Annotated in this window: 14 protein-coding genes and 2 pseudogenes; 9 read left to right on the forward strand and 7 right to left on the reverse strand. The window is 44.4% G+C overall.

The window, feature by feature from the left end; genetic code table 11:
* The first annotated feature begins 25 nt into the window (after positions 1 to 25).
* Positions 26 to 1,405 (forward strand): IS4 family transposase, encoded by a 1,380-nt coding sequence (locus KJB05_RS26705; protein WP_213053075.1) that lies wholly within the window; start codon positions 26 to 28, stop codon positions 1,403 to 1,405.
* Here KJB05_RS26705 and KJB05_RS26710 read toward each other — a convergent pair.
* Both KJB05_RS26710 and KJB05_RS26715 read right to left on the reverse strand, forming a co-directional pair.
* Positions 1,334 to 2,122 (reverse strand): patatin family protein, encoded by a 789-nt coding sequence (locus tag KJB05_RS26710; RefSeq protein ID WP_348542145.1) that lies wholly within the window; start codon positions 2,120 to 2,122, stop codon positions 1,334 to 1,336. The genes KJB05_RS26705 and KJB05_RS26710 overlap by 72 nt on opposite strands.
* Positions 2,123 to 2,304: 182 nt before the next feature.
* Positions 2,305 to 2,946 (reverse strand): MarC family protein, encoded by a 642-nt coding sequence (locus tag KJB05_RS26715; RefSeq protein ID WP_005437917.1) that lies wholly within the window; start codon positions 2,944 to 2,946, stop codon positions 2,305 to 2,307.
* A gap of 212 nt (positions 2,947 to 3,158) precedes the next feature.
* Between KJB05_RS26715 and nfsA the strand changes: the two genes are divergently transcribed.
* A complete protein-coding gene (gene nfsA, locus KJB05_RS26720) occupies positions 3,159 to 3,881 on the forward strand; it encodes an oxygen-insensitive NADPH nitroreductase (protein ID WP_208446416.1) in 723 nt (240 codons plus the stop codon).
* Between the two features lie 77 nt (positions 3,882 to 3,958).
* Here nfsA and KJB05_RS26725 read toward each other — a convergent pair whose 3' ends face one another.
* Positions 3,959 to 4,858 (reverse strand): hypothetical protein, encoded by a 900-nt coding sequence (locus tag KJB05_RS26725; protein ID WP_208446415.1) that lies wholly within the window; start codon positions 4,856 to 4,858, stop codon positions 3,959 to 3,961.
* A gap of 459 nt (positions 4,859 to 5,317) precedes the next feature.
* Between KJB05_RS26725 and KJB05_RS26730 the strand changes: the two genes are divergently transcribed.
* From KJB05_RS26730 to KJB05_RS26740, 3 genes are all read left to right on the forward strand, one after another.
* The gene (locus KJB05_RS26730; RefSeq protein ID WP_208446414.1) at positions 5,318 to 6,436 is read left to right on the forward strand and encodes a polysaccharide export protein; all 1,119 of its coding nucleotides are present in this window, start codon (positions 5,318 to 5,320) and stop codon (positions 6,434 to 6,436) included.
* Between the two features lie 103 nt (positions 6,437 to 6,539).
* The gene (locus KJB05_RS26735) at positions 6,540 to 6,977 is read left to right on the forward strand and encodes a phosphotyrosine protein phosphatase (protein WP_045414366.1); all 438 of its coding nucleotides are present in this window, start codon (positions 6,540 to 6,542) and stop codon (positions 6,975 to 6,977) included.
* A gap of 54 nt (positions 6,978 to 7,031) precedes the next feature.
* Positions 7,032 to 9,200: a polysaccharide biosynthesis tyrosine autokinase gene (locus tag KJB05_RS26740; protein WP_208446413.1), complete on the forward strand. Its 2,169-nt coding sequence runs from the start codon at positions 7,032 to 7,034 to the stop codon at positions 9,198 to 9,200.
* A 39-nt stretch (positions 9,201 to 9,239) separates the two neighbouring features.
* On the opposite strand, the pseudogene KJB05_RS26745 reads toward KJB05_RS26740, so the two are convergent.
* From KJB05_RS26745 to KJB05_RS26755, 3 genes and pseudogenes are all read right to left on the reverse strand, one after another.
* Positions 9,240 to 9,884: pseudogene (locus KJB05_RS26745) on the reverse strand (IS3 family transposase); the annotation flags it as partial.
* Between the two features lie 19 nt (positions 9,885 to 9,903).
* Entirely contained in the window at positions 9,904 to 11,283 is a 1,380-nt protein-coding gene (locus KJB05_RS26750; protein ID WP_213053097.1) for an IS4 family transposase, read from the reverse strand.
* A gap of 107 nt (positions 11,284 to 11,390) precedes the next feature.
* A pseudogene (locus tag KJB05_RS26755) lies at positions 11,391 to 11,992 on the reverse strand (IS3 family transposase); the annotation flags it as partial.
* Between the two features lie 279 nt (positions 11,993 to 12,271).
* On the opposite strand from KJB05_RS26755, the gene KJB05_RS26760 reads away from it, so the two are divergent.
* Positions 12,272 to 13,543 (forward strand): DUF1835 domain-containing protein, encoded by a 1,272-nt coding sequence (locus KJB05_RS26760; protein ID WP_208445837.1) that lies wholly within the window; start codon positions 12,272 to 12,274, stop codon positions 13,541 to 13,543.
* Between the two features lie 17 nt (positions 13,544 to 13,560).
* Here KJB05_RS26760 and KJB05_RS26765 read toward each other — a convergent pair whose 3' ends face one another.
* On the reverse strand, positions 13,561 to 14,157 hold the full coding sequence (locus KJB05_RS26765) for a TetR/AcrR family transcriptional regulator (protein WP_009706494.1): 597 nt from the start codon (positions 14,155 to 14,157) through the stop codon (positions 13,561 to 13,563).
* 281 nt (positions 14,158 to 14,438) lie between these two features.
* Between KJB05_RS26765 and KJB05_RS26770 the strand changes: the two genes are divergently transcribed.
* From KJB05_RS26770 to KJB05_RS26780, 3 genes are read left to right on the forward strand one after another with little or no spacing between them, the layout of a single operon-like run.
* Positions 14,439 to 15,245, forward strand: coding sequence for a TonB-dependent receptor (locus tag KJB05_RS26770; protein WP_199481891.1), 807 nt, complete (start codon positions 14,439 to 14,441; stop codon positions 15,243 to 15,245).
* Positions 15,246 to 15,257: 12 nt separating this feature from the next.
* Positions 15,258 to 16,382: a BamA/TamA family outer membrane protein gene (locus KJB05_RS26775; protein WP_208445838.1), complete on the forward strand. Its 1,125-nt coding sequence runs from the start codon at positions 15,258 to 15,260 to the stop codon at positions 16,380 to 16,382.
* Between the two features lie 9 nt (positions 16,383 to 16,391).
* Positions 16,392 to 17,456: a DUF4056 domain-containing protein gene (locus KJB05_RS26780; protein WP_208445839.1), complete on the forward strand. Its 1,065-nt coding sequence runs from the start codon at positions 16,392 to 16,394 to the stop codon at positions 17,454 to 17,456.
* Positions 17,457 to 17,461: the final 5 nt, after the last annotated feature.

The raw sequence follows: 17,461 nt of genomic DNA on the forward strand, positions 1-17,461 counted from the left end.
TAAGAATCCTTACTGAAACACTAAGATGACACACTCAGACGCTAAACTTTGGGCGCAAGAACAATTTGGACAAGCACAACTTAAAGATCCTCGAAGAACACAACGCCTCATCAGTTTAGCGACTTCCATTGCTAATCAACCAGGAGTCTCCGTGGCTAAACTTCCTTTTTCTCCCGCCGATATGGAAGGGGCATATCGCTTTATCCGTAATGAAAACATCGATGCAAAAGACATCGCTGAAGCTGGCTTTCAATCAACCGTATCCCGAGCTAAAGAGCATGAAGAATTACTTGCGCTTGAAGATACAACAACGCTCAGTTTTCCTCATCGAAGTATAAAAGAAGAGCTCGGGCACACGAATCAAGGCAATAGAACCCGAGCTCTCCATGTACATTCGACGTTACTTTTTGCACCACAAAGTCAGACCATTGTTGGTCTTATAGAGCAACAACGATGGAGCCGAGATATTACTAAGCGTGGGCAAAAGCACCAACACGCGACTCGTCCTTACGAGGAGAAAGAGAGTTACAAATGGGAGCAAGCTTCTCGCCGTGTCGTTGAGCGCCTAGGGGATAAGATGTTAGATGTTATCTCGGTCTGTGACCGAGAAGCAGACCTATTCGAATACTTAACTTATAAACGTCAACATCAGCAGCGCTTTGTCGTTCGCTCAATGCAAAGTCGTTGTCTAGAAGAACACGCTCAAAAGCTTTACGACTATGCGCAAGCGTTACCAAGTGTCGAGACAAAGGAGCTTACCATCCCCCAAAAAGGAGGGAGAAAAGCGAGAGATGTAAAGCTTGACGTTAAATATGGTCAGGTGACATTAAAGGCTCCGGCAAACAAAAAAGAGCACGCAGGCATACCTGTTTATTATGTTGGTTGCCTTGAGCAAGGGGCATCAAAAGACAAGTTAGCATGGCACCTCTTGACGTCGGAGCCAATAAACAACGTTGAAGACGCCATGAGAATTATCGGTTATTACGAGCGTCGATGGCTGATTGAAGACTTCCATAAAGTCTGGAAAAGTGAAGGTACGGATGTGGAGTCACTAAGACTCCAAAGTAAAGGTAACTTAGAGAGGTTAAGTGTCATCTATGCCTTTGTTGCGACTCGTTTATTGGCGTTACGTTTCATTAAAGAAGTTGATGAGCTATCAACAGAAAGTTGTGAAAAGGCCTTGGGCACAAAAGCTTGGAAGCTGCTGTGGTTGAAACTAGAAAGCAAGACATTACCTAAAGAAGTACCCGATATGAGCTGGGCGTACAGAAATCTTGCTAAATTAGGCGGTTGGAAAGATACCAAGAGGACGGGCAGAGCTTCAATAAAGGCACTATGGGAAGGATGGTTTAAACTGCAAACCATCCTTGAAGGCTACGAGCTCGCAATGTCTCTTGATCACTAGACTTGTGATCAAGAGACAGCCTTTGGGAGGGTTGCGAATAAACTCAAGCGACTCATTATAGTTCTCTGAGCGATGAAGCATTGCCTCTGCCATTTGTGGATGTTCAGCGAACAACTTCTTCATTAACCAAGGCGTCTTCACTGGCTTTTTCTCATAAGCCAAAGGATGAGAAAGAACGACCGTGATATCACGGGCACCACGACGATAGGCTTCTCGTACAGGAATGGAATCTGCTACACCACCATCGGTATAACAACCACCGGAGAAACACGGAGTATGTTTGTAAGCAATAGGCAGAGCGGTTGTTGCTTCCATCGCATTGTGGAAGTTATGACGATTCACTCGGTAGTAATCCGCTTTACCTGTATTGATGTTCGTCGTTGCCGCTAAGAAAGGAATGCCTTCAAACAGTTTTGCTTCATCGACTGGGTACAAACGATTTGACTCTTCAAACAACCATTTCACGTCGATCAAATCCCCACCTTTCAAAAAGCGGGTAGGATCGAAAAAGCGTTTGCTGGTTGCTAATTTAGTGATGACGTTGATGCTACGGTGCGGGTAATCAGTTAGATAACCGATCAAGTTTGAAGCCCCAGCTGATACGCCAATCGCAAAATCAAATGGTTTGTAGTCTTGCTCCAAGAATGCATCTAATACGCCGCTGGCAAAGACGCCACGCATTGCACCACCTTCGACTACGATTGCTTTTGTTGCCATGTTTCCCCCCAATAAAGACGTTAAAAAGATTACTGAAATTCGTGCTACAGCAACAATCGGTTATTCTTATTATTGAGATAGGCGAAGTCTATGTGTTTCTTGCACTTTAAGTGGAAACTTAGGATCAAAAAATCCACATCAACCAAAGTGTTGATGTGGATTTTTAGTCGTTCAATCAGATATTACGCAAAGACGGTTTTATACGCCTCGGCAGCACCTTCAATAAACATCTGTGTGCCAATCACCGCAAGAATCAATCCCATCATTTTGGTGATCACATTCAGTGCGCTTGGACCAACAGCTTTCACTAACTTGTCACCAAACAAAAACAAGACATAAGTCATCACGCAAAGGACTGCGAATGAAGCAATGGTAATGATGGTTTCGGTGATTCCACCCGTTGTTGCAAAGTTCATCGCCGTCGCAAGTGTTCCTGGCCCCGCCAATATCGGCATTGCTAATGGCGAAACGGCAATGCTCAACGCAGCTTGTTCTTGCTCCGGAGAATAAGCCTTTTCCTTAGTCTTCTTGTGTGTCGATTCCCCTTGCAACATGTGGAAGCCAATGAGGAATACTAAGATACCGCCAGTAATGCGCAGTGCGTAAAGGGTAATACCAAATAGGTCGAAGATGACTTTGCCAGCAATAGCGAATACAGCAACGATAACAAAGGCGATAAACACAGAACGAAACGCAATTGAGCGCACGGTTTGCTTGTCTTCATCCGCTGTCAGGCTTAAGAAGATAGGGATATTGGCGATTGGGTTCATGATGGCAAAAAAGCCCATGAATACAGTGACAGTATGAAGTATCAGTTCTTTCATGTTTTCTACATTTGGTAAGTTATTGATTATTAAAAATCATTATATACCCAACTTTATAAATAACGTCACTTTATGTTCACTGTACTTTCCAAGCGCCTCACCTTTTGCTCATCGCCACAGTTTGAAGCCCATGCTGGTTTACGCTCAATATAAATAGCGTTATGGTGAAGATTCAGCCAATACAAAGAACAAACTAAGGAAGTTGATTGATCATGAACAGTACGATTGAAACCATTCTCGGTCATCGCTCTATTCGTAAGTTCACCTCTGAGCCTATTGCAAGTGAGCAACTACAAACGATTCTCCAATCTGGATTAGCCGCCTCTTCTTCTAGCATGCTTCAGGTGGTCTCTATCATTCGTGTGACAGACACAGAGAAGCGCAAACTGCTAGCACAATACGCTGGCAATCAGGCTTACGTTGAAAGTGCTGCAGAATTTTTGGTGTTTTGCATTGACTACCAGCGTCACACAACCATTAACCCAGACGTTCAAGCCGACTTTACTGAACTGACCCTGATTGGCGCTGTAGATTCCGGCATCATGGCTCAAAACTGTTTGTTAGCTGCCGAGTCTATGGGGTTAGGTGGCGTATACATTGGTGGCTTAAGAAACAGTGCAGCACAAGTCGATGAGCTACTCGGTTTGCCTAAAAACGCCGCTATCCTGTTTGGTATGTGTTTGGGCCGCCCTGATCAAAATCCAGAAGTAAAACCACGCTTACCCGTTAACGTTATTGTCCACGAAAACCAATACCAAACGCTGAATGTAGACGATGTGCAAGCCTACGATCAAACCATGCAAGAGTACTACGCGAGCCGCACAAGCAATCAGAAGCAGAGTGCATGGTCACAAGAAACCGCCGGAAAGCTATCAGGAGAATCTCGCCCGCACATCCTGCCTTATCTAAATAGTAAGGGATTGGCTAAGCGATAATGAGAAAGATCGTTTAATCAACCAAAGATCAAAAAAGGCCTCGAATGAGGCCTTTAGTATCAATTTGTTCCTAGCGATTAGTTACCGCCAGTACCGCCTGTGCCACCACCCGGTGGATCTTCAGGTTCGATAGGTTCACCTACTTCAGGATCAGGGATAGTTGGTACGTCAGGTTTGATATCTTCAACAGGTGTACCTGCTTCAATCGCGTCCTTAACTTCTTCAACAACCTTTTGTGTATCTTCTGCTGGGATCTCTACGTAAATCACATCACCAGTTTCGCTTAGCGGGTAAGCCGGGTTTGCAGCAATAACTTCTTCAGTGATTGCTTTAGCTGCTACAGAAACTGCCTCAGGTGATGCGTCTGGGTTCGCCTTAATAACATCTGAAACAACGTTTGCTGTTGCGATTAGCTGTGTAGCGATAGCCGATGCGCCATCATCGCCTTGCTCCTGTAGATCCTGAACCACTTGTTCAGTATTCAGTAGAAGCTCATCAACAGAAACACCGATTGCGTTGATATCGATACCTAGATCAGAAAAAACCTTCTCAGCTACGTCAGCTGAGTAAATTTCACCTTCACCTAGAGAACCTGCAATAAGTGTTGTAAACGGAGAGCCCGTAACTAAACCATCTGCCTGCGCAAGACCTTGTGGAATCGCATAGTCAGTGGTGATTGGCTTACCGTTTGATGCATCACGACTTGAATCCGTATGAGTCAATACAAACTCACATTGATCTGGTGAGTCTACAACAGCAAGGTTTTCAAAGCGCGCTTGACCAACCATGCCTTTGTAGTTTGTAGTAAGCTCAATCGCTTCATAAGTCTCACCACCACATACCGCTTCAACCTTCATACCAATTACTGCTGGATCGTAAGCCTGAACTGCATAGGTTTTCACTACAGGGTCGCTGTCACTGCCACAGCCAGCCAGTAGCACCGCCGCCACACTTGCCGTTAAAAGTTTGATTTTCAAAATTAGCTCCAATATTTTTTGTTATATCCGACCGCATCGGAAAGCATAACGGCAGTTGCATATAGTGTAAATAGGATGCATAAAACTTTGGTATGAGTTTTTTCACATTAATAGCTGTTTTCATGTGCAAAATGGCGCATTTTCGCTATTAACTTGAGATAGCCCCATTTTTGTCAGGTATTTGTCAGTATTTTTAAGGTTCTGGTTGCCTTCATTGCAACAAGATGGATAATAGTTGTCTATTTTTTGATGGTCAGATTTTCAACCTTCATAAATAAAAATGAGGACTCTGAATCGTCAAGTGCGTTTTTGGAGCTTTTATTACATAAATAATACTGAATGGAATCGTTTTATAAAGGCTAAAGACGATGAGAGAAGCGCAATTTATAGACGCACTCACGTCATACAAAAAGTGAACCAATTTCAGTCGGCAAATTTTCTTTCGGTAGCTAGAAACCAATGAATACATTTAACAAAGTTTTGGGGATTACGTTTCTTCCAATCGTTCTAGCTGGGTGTACCGTACCTGGCAGCCACCTCTCCACAAGTGACAAAACGGTAATGACTACCAAAGCAACGGACATTGAGTCTCAAGTCACGGTTTATCCCCTAACGTTAGATCGCGTCAGTTCTTTAAATGCAGCAGAACCATTTTCTAAACCTAACCCAGAGCTCGACATCGAGATTGCTAAGTACGAGTACGTCGTTGGTCCTGGTGACATTCTGAACATTACTATTTGGGATCATCCAGAGCTTACTATCCCGGCTGGTTCTTACCGTAGCTCTGCCGAAGCTGGTAACTGGGTTCATGCAGATGGCACCATCTTTTATCCGTACATCGGTATTGTAGAAGTTGAAGGTAAAAACGTTCGTCAAATTCGAACGGACATTGCAAAGCGCCTAGCTAAGTATATTGAAAGCCCACAAGTTGATGTGAGCGTCGCGGCTTTTCGTTCAAAGAAAACCTATGTAACTGGTGAAGTGAACAAACCAGGACAACAAGCCATCACGAACATCCCACTGACCCTTCTTGATGCGGTTAACCGTGCAGGCGGTCTGGCGCAAGATGCAGATTGGCGCAACGCAACATTAACGCGTGGCGGTGAAGTTCAGGACGTTTCTCTTTATGCATTAATGCAACAAGGCGATCTCACTCAAAACCGTCTACTTCAGTCAGGCGATATTGTTCACGTGCCGCGTAATGACGCACAAAAAGTATTCGTAATGGGTGAAGTTAACGATCCAAAGCTACTCAAGATCGACCGTGCGGGTATGAGCCTAACAGAGGCGTTAAGTAACGTCGGAGGCATCAGCCAAATCTCAGCTGACGCAACGGGCGTTTTTGTCATCCGTCGTTCAAAAGAAGAATCTAAGATGGCTGATATCTACCAGCTCGATGTGTCAGATGCCTCTGCACTTGTGATTGGTACCGAGTTTGACTTAAACCCTTACGATATCGTTTATGTCACAGCAGCACCAATTAGCCGTTGGAACCGCGTTATTGCACAGTTAGTACCAACAATTTCTGGCTTCAACGAATTGACGGAAGGCGCACTGCGTATCCGCAACTGGCCTTAAACCGAATATGTCTAGAGGGAGTAACTTAACTCCCTCTAAAAACATCAATTTTTAAGCAGCAAACGTTATTCGTAACATTTGTTCACTTAGAAAGGAAAAGAATTTGTTTTCTAACATTTTAGTGGTTTGCGTAGGTAATATCTGTCGTTCACCAACAGGAGAGCGACTTTTGCAGTCTCTTTTACCAAATAAAAAGGTGGCATCTGCTGGTATTGCCGTAGAAAAAAGCCACTTAACTGGCAAGTCTGCTGATGAAATGGCAACTAAAGTTGCACTTGAACACGGAATAAGTTTAGAAGGGCATTGCGCTCAGCAGTTAACCCCTGAGTTATGTGCACAATATGATCTGATTTTAGTCATGGAGAAAGGCCACCAAGAAGCCTTAACCAAGATTGCTCCAGAAGCTCGCGGCAAAACAATGTTGTTTGGCCAGTGGATTGGAAAGAACATACCCGATCCATATCGCCAGAGCAAAGAAGCATTCGACCACGCTTATGCTCTCATAGATGAAGCGGCACAAGCTTGGACTAAAAAACTATAAGCCGAAAGGCTCATTTTCAAACGCCTATGGCAAGGTATTTAAGAAGTTAATGTAATGACAACACAAACTATTAAGCAATCACGTCAAGTCGACGATGAAATCGATTTGGGGAAGCTATTTGGGATCATCCTTGATGCCAAGTGGTTTCTATTATGTACCGTCTTCCTATTCTCTGTTGTAGGTGTCGGTGTTGCCATTCTATCGACACCCATATACAAAGCTGACGCGCTTATTCAAATTGAGAAGAAGAGCTCAGGTGGCATTTCGGCAATGGTTGGTGATATGGGCGAATTGTTTTCTGCCGAATCATCTGCAACGACCGAAATTGAGATCATCAAGTCACGTATGATCCTTGGTGATACCGTTGATAAATTCAACTTAACCACCGTAGTAACCCCAAACTACCTGCCTTTCATTGGTAAAGGACTTGCTCGCCTTCAAGGTGAACAAAACCGCCTTTCTGTTTCGCGCTTTAACATTCCATCATATGCGGTCGGCATCCCACACACGCTAGAAGTGATCGATGCAGAACAAAAAACGTTCAAACTTCTTCAAGACGATGGCCGCGTGGTTCTGGAAGGTAAAGTTGGTGAATTGATCGACAAAGACGGTTACCAATTTATGGCAAATGAGATGTTTGCCCAAGATGGCGCTACCTTCACGGTTAGCAAAATCAGTAAGCTTGATGCAATCAACCAGCTTCAACAAAACTTGTCTATCAGTGAACGAGGCAAGCAAACTGGAATTATTTCTTTAAGCTTCTCCGGCGAAGATCGTGCTCGTATCCAAGCTATTTTGAATGATATTAGTCAAAATTACTTCTTACAGAACGTTCAGCGTAACTCTGCAGAAGCAGAACAAAGCCTAGAGTTTTTAAAGGGTCACCTGCCAGATATCAAAGTCAAGCTGACTGCTTCGGAAGATATCTTGAACCGATTCCGTCAAGAGAACGAATCTATTGACCTCGGCCTTGAAGCGCAATCAACACTGAAAGTAATGGTTGAATTAGAAGCGCAATTGAATGAGCTTACTTTTAAAGAAAGTGAAATAAGCCAACGCTTTACTCAAGACCACCCTGCGTATAAGTCTCTTCTTGATAAGCGTCAAACACTTCTAAAAGAGAAAGAACGCTTAAACAAACAAGTACAAAAACTGCCTAAAACACAACGTGAAGTACTTCGTATGACACGTGACGTTGAAGTAAACCAACAAATTTACATCCAGCTTCTAAACAAAGTTCAAGAGTTGAACATTATCAAAGCTGGTACCGTTGGTAACGTACGTATCTTAGACAGTGCTCAGTCATTCTCTAAACCAATTAAACCGAAGAAGGCGCTTATTGTTGTATTAGCCACCTTGCTTGGTGGTATGGTTGGTGTTGCATTTGTGCTTATTCGTGCGGCTTTCCATCGTGGTGTAGAAACACCTGACCAGATCGAACAAATGGGTATGCCTGTATACGCAAGTGTACCGAAGTCTATTCAACAACTTGAATTCGCAAGTAAACTGAAACGCAATAAAGGTAAAGCAAATAAAGAACTTGTTTTGCTCGCTGAAGCAAACCCTGCTGACCTTTCTATTGAAGCACTTCGTAGCCTCCGCACAAGTTTACACTTCGCTATGATGGAAGCGAAAAATAACATTTTGATGATTTCAGGTCCTGCTCCGTCTATCGGTAAAACTTTTGTTTCTACCAACTTTGCGGCTGTTGCTGCGAAAACAGGTCAAAAAGTGCTACTTATCGATGCGGATATGCGTAAAGGCTACTTGCAGCAATGTTTTGGTCTGCGTTGGGACAACGGTCTATCAGATCACCTTAGTGGTAAAGTAACCGCCGATGACATCATCAAAGAAACATCAATTGAAAACCTTGATGTTGTCACTCGCGGCCAAGTACCACCAAACCCGTCAGAACTACTAATGCACCCACGCTTCAAAAACTTCATCGAAGCGATGTCAGAAAAATATGACTTGGTTATTATCGATACACCACCTGTACTTGCGGTAACGGATCCGAGTATTGTTGGCGCGCTAGCAGGTACAACCTTGATGGTTGCTCGTTTTGACCAGACGACATTGAAAGAGATTGAAGTTGCCCAAGGCCGATTTGAACAATCAGGCGTAGAGGTAAAAGGCGTAATTCTGAACGCAGTAGAGAAGAAGGCATCAAACTCTTACGGATATGGCTACGGTTACTACAACTACAGTTATAAAAGTGAGTAACATCTATGTCTCGTCCTAAAATACGTTGACAGTTTTACACTAAGCCAACTGCCCCAGCAGTTGGCTTTTTTCATGCACCTCATTTGGGGTTCTCATCCCGAGACTAAGGTGCGGCCTCATATTGTTATAGATACTAACGGACTGCTTTACTAGCTGTTTGAGCTCTTTGATATTCCGACTCCTATGAAGTAAGAACTCTTGCTTTAGTATCCCGTTGACCCTCTCTGCTAACGCGTTCTGATAACAGTCATATCCATCGGTCATTGATGGTTTTATATCGCCAACCTTTAACAGCGTTTGGTAGACGCTTGAGCAATATTGGAGCCCTCGGTCTGAATGATGAATACATGGACACCGATATTGGCGAGCTTTTATCGCCATACGTAATGCTTTTACAACATCGGTTGCTTTCATCTCATTACTCAATTCATATCCCATAACTTTACGGCTAAATGCATCTGTCACGAGTGACAAGTAATGGACGCCTTCGTCTGATTGAACATAAGTAATGTCACTAACTAATGCTTCTTCGGGGCGACTAGGCTTAAACTCCTTAAGCAAGTTAGGATGCTTTTTCATCCAATGACGACTGTTGGTTGTCTTTGTATAGCTGCGCTTTGGTCGAATAAGAAGCCTTTCATGACGTAAGTAGTCAAAAAGTGCATCTCTACCCAGCTTAATGCCCTGTCTCTTGATCACAAGTCTAGTGATCAAGAGACATTGCGAGTTCGTAGCCTTCAAGGATGGTTTGTAGTTTAAACCATCCTTCCCAAAGTGCCTTTATTGAAGCTCTGCCCGTCCTCTTGGTATCTTTCCAACCGCCTAATTTAGCGAGATTCTTGTACGCCCAGCCCATATCCGGCGTTTCTTTAGGTAACGTCTTACTTTCTAGTTTCAACCACAGCAGCTTCCAAGCTTTTTTGCCCAAGACCTTTTCACAACTTTCTGTTGATAGCTCATCAACCTCTTTAATGAAGCGTAACGCCAATAAACGTGTCGCAACAAAGGCATAGATGACACTTAACCTCTCTAAGTTACCTTTACTTTGGAGTCTTAGTGACTCCACATCCGTACCTTCACTTTTCCAGACTTTATGGAAGTCTTCAATCAGCCATCGACGCTCGTAATAACCGATAATTCTCATGGCGTCTTCAGCGTTGTTTACTGGCTCCGACGTCAAGAGGTGCCATGCTAACTTGTCTTTTGATGTCCCTTGCTCAAGGCAACCAACATAATAAACAGGTATGCCTGCGTGCTCCTTTTTGTTTGCTGGAGCCTTTAATGTCACCTGACCATATTTAACATCAAGATTTACATCTCTCGCTTTTCTTCCTCCTTTTTGGGGGATGGTAAGCTCTTTTGTCTGGACGCTTGGTAACGCTTGCGCATAGTCGTAAAGCTTTTGAGCGTGCTCTTCTAGACAGCGGCTTTGCATTGAACGAACGACAAAACGCTGCTGATGTTGACGTTTATAAGTTAAGTATTCGAATAGGTCAGCTTCTCGGTCACAGACCGAGATAACATCTAACATCTTATCCCCTAGGCGCTCAACGACACGGCGAGAAGCTTGCTCCCATTTGTAACTCTCTTTCTCCTCGTAAGGACGAGTCGCGTGTTGGTGCTTTTGCCCACGCTTAGTAATATCTCGGCTCCATCGTTGTTGCTCTATAAGACCAACAATGGTCTGACTTTGTGGTGCAAAAAGTAACGTCGAATGTACATGGAGAGCTCGAATTCTGTCGCCTTGATTCGTGTGCCCGAGTTCATCTTTTATACTTCGATGAGGAAAACAGAGCGTTGTTGTATCTTCAAGCGCGAGTAATTCCTCATGCTCGTTAGCTCGAGATACCGTTGATTGAAAACCTGCTTCAGCGATGTCTTTTGCATCGATGTTTTCATTGCGGATAAAGCGATATGCCCCTTCCATATCGGCGGGAGAAAAAGGAAGTTTAGCCACGGAGACTCCTGGTTGATTAGCAATGGAAGTCGCTAAACTGATGAGGCGTTGTGTTCTTCGAGGGTCTTTAAGTTGTGCTTGTCCAAATTGTTCTTGTGCCCAAAGTTTAGCGTCTGAGTGTGTCATCTTAGTGTTTCAGTAAGGATTCTTAAGTGATCAGAGCGCACACACGTTAAAGAGTTCAAAAAAAATCCCCAAGCTATAAGCTTGGGGATTTGTGTATAAGAGACAGGCTTAATGCCAGCCTTTATCAGCTTTGGTTTGAGTAAAAAGTGTAGCTTTCTCGTTCCAATTCGAGGCATATAACGGCGCAACTCTAGGACCATTTCCTTTACTGGTTGGATTTCTATTTTCCGCACAGTTGTTCGTTTCTCTCTTTGGTAAACACTTTGTCTCGATATTCCACATAAGCGACAGACTCTGGCTAAACTGAGTCCTTTCTGTTTTTGAAGGCTTCTCGCTCCTTGGCAAGATACTTTTCTCTCAGGTTTGTCCCATGCTCAGAGTCAAGAATATCGACGACTTCATTCAAGAACAGATTTCTTATCCGCTCGTCTTCGAGTTCTCTTTCAAGACGTTTAATTTTTTGAGCGGGTGACTCATTCGGCTTTGTAGTTTTATACATGGCGTTCTTCCTTGGGTTATGCGTCCAATCCATTTTTCCATGTTTTCTTAGCCAAGTTAAAACGGTTGAGCGACCTTGGATACCATAAACAGCTTGCGCTTGTTTGTAGGTCATTTCGCCTTTTTCCACGGCATCAACGACCTGTAATTTAAAGCCTAATGTGTAATCACGCTGAGTGCGCTTAATGTAGGATGTATTTGAAGTTGTCATAATTAGTCCTCAATGTGTAAACACATTTCAGGACGAGACACAGAAATGAAAAAATGTATGGTCAAAAGCAGTTTTGCTTGTTTATATGATTCTAAGTTGCGAACCCCATTTCGATTACATACCATTGAAACAGCTCAAGCCTAAAGCACCCAACACTCGCGGAAAGAACTCGGTTCATGGCAACTCAACTTCCCTGCTTTCGTTAGCAGGAACAATCTGTTTTTACCTTCTTTTAAACTTCTAATAAGGCGAGTGTGGAAGAGATAAGAAAGGTGAAAAATGCAATCTCACAATAGCTTCTCTATTAATCTTAACCAGCAAAAGTCCGTAGCGAAAAAGCGTCTAAAAGCGATCCGCCAAAATGATGCCAACGCACTTGAGCAGGTTAGACTGTTTCATTCCCTACCAGAAAACCTTACGCCAGAGTCTATCCAGCTTGCAGATGTTCAACACGCCCTAGCTAGAGAGCTTGGCTTACCCAGTTGGAACAAGTTAAAAGCTCACGTGGAAGAGCTAGAAAGTCACAAGCTCGCCATTAACAACCAAGCAAACCCACTTGATGCCGAACTAACAACACTGCATGTCCGCTGTGGGCACGATATTCAACAGCAACTAAAGACATGCGGGTTCGAAGGTGACTTTTTACCTATGATTGATCCATTGTGCATAGGCCCCATTCCGAGCAATGAAAAAGGATTTGTCGCTATTCGAGCACAATACGTTGTGGACACATTACTGCCTGTTATGGGGAGAAAAGACTCGGTGCAAGAGGTAGCTCAGTTTGAGCAAGGCAATATCCATACCCTGCTCGATCAGCAATACGAACGTATCGTTTTTTGGGTCGAACATGATGCCTACGATCAATTCATGCTACTTCGAGGGATCTCTCTGCTAGAGGAAACCGAAGGCAAGATCATTGAGATCATCGAATTCAATCAGTTTCCGGGAACTGAGCGGTTTATTGGCTTCGGGCAACTTCCTGCTGAAGCGATTCGCTCATGTTGGCAGCATAGAAAGCCAGTGACAGCAAAGCTTTTTAGCCAAGGTAAACACTGCTGGCAGGCCATACAAGCTCCTACACCACAGCCACTCGTTAATCTATTAGAACAACATGAACTAGATTGCTTGCCGAACATCAAAGCAGTGATGAAACGACACCTTCAAGAACTGCCACATTCAGAATCAGGATTAAGCTTCACACAACGTTTGGCTTTGCAAATATTGAACGAACAAAACGCGCCAATCAAAGTGAAAGATTGGTTTCAGAAGTACCAACAACAAGATCCACTCCCTACACTTGGCGATGTCATGTTCTATGTATTACTGCTGCCACTCGCGCAAGCAGAAAACCCACTGTTTACTGTTGATTCATTGGATAAGAATTGGTGGGAACAACAAGTGAGTATCAACGAGAAAGGTCGTGAATGCCTTAATGGACACTCAACTTTCTTACAAGATTATTGGGTAGGCGGAATCCACAACCAAGCAAATCGCCACTGGACATGGAACCACATCCAGCTCTCATCTTTACACCACTTAATCACGGCTTAGGTAATAAGGCGGATAAGCTAGCAACGGTAGCCATCGAAAAACAGCGTGAGAATATCTTCGACGATTTTCTTGCGCTGCTCGGCACTAGGCACAGCTTGATTGGCAACCAATTGTGGCCACAAGCAGTTCCCCTTTAATAAGCACATCAACATACAGCTCATCATTGCTGGGTCGAGCGCTTTGACCTTGTTATCCGCAATAGCCTCTGTAAACCAGTTCTCCAACAGCTCATCTTGGCGTTGAAGTTGATGTAAGTAGTTCTCTGCCAGTTCTGGTGTGCGCATAAATTCACTGATGACCATTTTGGCCAATGGCAAGCCGAAGTCCTCATACATGGAGTCCAGTTTTGCATGCAGATAAGTTCTAAGCTGGGTTTCGACATCAATGTCTGATGTGTATTTAAGCTGCAAACGCGCACGCTGAGTTTCGAGCACAGTTTGAATAGACTCTATAAACAGCACATCCTTGCTTTCAAAATGGCGATACAAGGTGCGCTTTGACGTCCCTGCTCGCTCACATACTCTGTCCATGTTGGCACAGCTGAAACCGTGCTCAATAAATTCCTGTTGAGCCGCTTCAATCAGCGCTAAGCGTTTTTTTTCTGACAGTTTCATCGCTCTAGATTCACCAACCTCATGTAAGTGGACGCAGAGTATAGCGCACAATGATCAAAAGTATACTTTGAAGTTTACTTTTTTAATTTTAGGAGTAAGATGCGCTCGCCGAAGTTAAGATCCTAAGAAAAATTTCAAAATAGAATCACTCTTAACTCACGCTGTGGCGCTTTATCTGCCAGATAAAGCTGTGATTTTTCCGTGACACAAACTCCAGAGTCGATGCCCTTATTACAAGGCCCCTGGTGTTGTTGTGATCGTCACGTTTAATGAAGTAACTTATGAAATTACGCTCCTTGCTCGTTGCCGTTTCCTGCCTACTTACTGGTGCGGCAAACGCTGATTCGATTTCTCTGCCAATCTGGAAAGATAAAGCAGAAGCACTCGGTTATGACTTACCAAAACCCTTTGGCGTCAACCTGAGCTATATGAGTATGGAACAAGGCATCAACGTCGACTCCATTTCTCTGAGTGGACTACATGGCTTAGAAAAACTATTAAAGATGGAAGCCAGCGGGGGAAAACAAGCCAGCGATGTTATGACACTTCGTGGTGACGTTTGGTTGTTCCCATTCTTAAATGTTTATGGCTTAGTTGGCACACTTGATGGCTATTCAGAAACCAATGTCAAAGTCAGCCTGCTTGGCAAGCAGTTGGGCGAATTCCCTTTCCGTCTAGATCTCGATGGTTACACCTATGGTGGTGGCTTCGTATTAGCAGGAGGCTACGATCAAATGTTTGCTCTTGTTGATGCCAGCTACACCCAAACGAATTTGAATGTTATCGATGGTGCCATTGATGCCATCGTAGTCTCTCCACGAGTCGGTTACGACTTCCATAAAAATGGCGTCCCTTTGCGTTTCTGGGTCGGTGCCATGTACCAAAACGTTGAGCAAGAATTATCCGGAACATTAAAACAAGCGGGTATCAATCTCTCTGGTCGCTTTGACGTTAAGCAGCGCTTGGAATCTGAGTGGAACACCCTTGCCGGCATGCAATACCAGATTAATGACGACTGGTACTTATTGGGCGAAGCTGGCTTTGGCGACCGTCAAAGTATCTTCTTCTCTCTCGATCGCCGTTTCTAAGGTAAAGAGAAGATGAAAGCTTCTTATCCCCTAGTAATTGCAGCACTGTTTTGCACACCACACGTTTTTGCTATGCAGCAAGACGAAAGCAGTTTGGTGGATGACATCCTAACCAAACTAGGCTCTAGCGAAACCGTGGATGAGTCGAAATTGATCGACTGGGGCATCTTACCGGGACCATTCGTCAATCCAGAGCAAGGGTTTGGCATCGGCGTTGCCGCGGTGGGCTTGTATACCCCTTATGACTGGCAGAAAGGCGACCCGTACTCAACCGTCACCGTCACATCTTACGGTTCAACTTCTGGCTCTTACGGCTTGGGGTTAAACAACCGCACCTATTTGAAGGGTGACAAAGTACGTCTACTTGGTGAAGCGTGGATCAGCCATACTCCCGGATACTATTGGGGTATCGGCAGTCAAGCAGCCGAGAACGATAGTAATAAAGTGCAATACGAAGGCCAACGGTTACAGCTGAGCCCCAAAATCGCCGTAGAGATTGCGCCAAATACTTACGCTAAGCTCGGCTGGCAGTGGCAATCATTCAACAAAGTAGACGGTGTAGATGGCGATATTCTTCCTTCAGAAGTTACCAATGCCACCAGCAGCGGTGTGTTACTGGGGATGGAATACGATACACGCGATTTCGAGCCGAACCCAATGCGAGGGCAGTTTCTCGATATTGAATGGATTGCCAACCGCGATTCACTAGGTAGTGATGAAGACTACGACAACCTCGTGGCCAACTATCGTCTCTACCAACAATGGTCAAACAGTACCATCATCGCGATGGAAGTTTACTCACAATCGATTTTTGGTGATGCCCCTTGGTTTGATTACGCCCAGTTAGGTGATGACCAACGCATGCGTGGCTACTACCAAGGACAATATCGCGACAAACATCAACTCTCCACACAAATAGAAATCCGCCACACCATTGCTGGTCGTCATGGTGTTGTGGGTTGGTTGGGTGCAGGCAATATCGCACCAACTTATCACGACTTATTCGCAAGCAGTTGGCTACCAACTGTCGGGGTTGGTTATCGATTTGCCTTTAAGGCACGTATTAACGTGCGCGTCGATTTAGGGGTAGGTAAAGACAGCACCGGTTTTTATTTCCAAATTAATGAAGCATTCTAGGAGTAGGGTTTGAAGAAAGCAGCACTATTACTACTGAGCCTTTGTAGTGGGTTTGTCCAAGCACAAGAATTGAAAGCACCGGTTGGCGTCAGGCCATGCTGTGCGTTCGGTGTAGACCTCAAAGCGCAACTAGGAAGCGTACCTGTTCCTTTCTTCTCCCTTGAGAATGTCTTGTCCAGCAACGAAGTGGGTACTCACCACTATAACGATGGCAGTGAATCGGTGCCAGGCAGTCTGCTTGGATTAAATGAAGAAGCGAATGGAATAATCTTTACCGAGCTTGGTGGATTTATTGATACGGCACACGTTCGTGACACAGCCGATTACACCTACTATTTGTTTACTCTCAACCAACATTATCTCGGACGCGCGGCGCATCTGGATTTACCAGAAGAACTGCGTATTCGCCGCATTCGTTGGTATGAACAAGAAGAGAAGCTCAGTGAAGAAGAGAAGCTCGACCGCAGTGCTCAAGCAGCGGCGCTAACGGCATTTCGTCTTGCTCAATGGCACGAGATCGCGCAATGGTTTGGTATGGTATCGGTGAGTGGCTTTAAAGAGCTGGCGTCTGCCTTCTCATCCGAAGACCTCTACTCCAACATGCTTGGTGCGAACTTGGCCAAGCAAGTCCTGTTGGATAATCCCGACCTCGATCAAAAGGGCTTTTCTCAGGCCATGGACACCGCTTTTAAACAAGCCTTAAAAGAGCTAAAAGCGCAACCGAAAGGCGTCGCTAAACAGAAAATTCAGCAGCTTGATGGAGATTGGTGGGACAGTTCAAGACGCCTACCGGATAAGTGGGTAGTGCGATTCCGCGATTATCATATGGCATTGAGTTTGACACCAAACTACCCAGGCGCAAGCCATGAACTCTCATTGTCTAACACCTTTGATGATCAACAACCAATCGACCAATGGATGAGTGTCGAGTTTAGAGCAAGCGACAATGAAAAATCTTTTTCTGCATTACCTAAGCCATTGACCTCAAAATCAATTTGGACACCCGCAGATTATCAACAGATTTCAGATTTTGCTCGTGCCGTCGACGAACAGACTCGCCCGTCGCTGAAGTAACTTTG

Source organism: Vibrio sp. B1ASS3, from assembly GCF_905175355.1.
Taxonomy (GTDB): Bacteria; Pseudomonadota; Gammaproteobacteria; order Enterobacterales; family Vibrionaceae; genus Vibrio; species Vibrio owensii.